The organism is Sulfuricella sp. T08 (assembly GCF_000971475.1).
Taxonomy (GTDB): Bacteria; Pseudomonadota; Gammaproteobacteria; order Burkholderiales; family Sulfuricellaceae; genus Sulfuricella.
This window is the reverse complement of the sequence record NZ_DF967558.1, coordinates 1-753: the sequence shown is the minus strand read 5'-3', so window position 1 is coordinate 753 and position 753 is coordinate 1. Positions and strand designations below refer to the sequence as shown.

Annotated in this window: 1 protein-coding gene; it reads right to left on the bottom strand. The window is 57.1% G+C overall.

Annotated elements, in window-relative coordinates:
• A partial coding sequence (locus tag SCT_RS14255) for an IS256 family transposase (protein ID WP_144408283.1) occupies nucleotides 1-687 on the bottom strand: 687 nt, incomplete at its 3' end.
• Nucleotides 688-753 lie beyond the last annotated feature (66 nt).

The window sequence follows — 753 nt, the reverse complement described above, 5'->3', positions numbered from 1 at the left end:
GCCACGGTTCTTGAGTTCAGTCACCACTTGTAGCCAGAATTTGGCCCCCTCGGTCTGGGCGATCCAGATGCCCAGCAGTTCTTTCTCCCCGGCCAGGTTGATGCCCAACGCCAGATACACCGCCTTGACCCGCACCGTGCCGCTATCACGTGCTTTGACGTGAATGCAGTCGAGGTAGACGATGGGATACAGGGCATCCAGCGCTCTGGACTGCCAGGCCTTGGCGTCTTCGATAACGGCATCCGTGACCGATGAAATCAGCGATGGGGAGACCTCGGCACCATACATCTCTTCCAGGTGGCCTTGAATCTCACGCACCGTCATGCCGCGAGCGTAGAGCGACAGAATCTTGTCGTCGAAGCCCGTCCAGCGGGTCTGGTGCTTCGGGATAAGTTGCGGTTCAAAGCTGCCGTGGCGGTCGCGGGGGATTTCAATCGGCAGTTCGCCGAATTCGCCCTTGAGCGTCTTCTTGCTCTTGCCGTTGCGGGTGTTGCCGATGGGATTGGCGACCGGTTCGTGTTTGGCGTGGCCCAGGTGCTCGGCCATCTCAGCCTGCAACGCCCGTTCCACCAAGGCTTTGGTGAGCTGCTTGAGCACCCCGTTTTCGCCAATTAGGTCTTCAGGTTTCTTGTAGTCGGAAAGCAGGCTGTCTATCAAGTCGTGGGGTAATGCTTTTGGTACGGTCATTATCGCTCCTTGCAATACGGCAGTTTCCTGCCAAATGACCGTTTACACAAAAATTCTTACACCCTC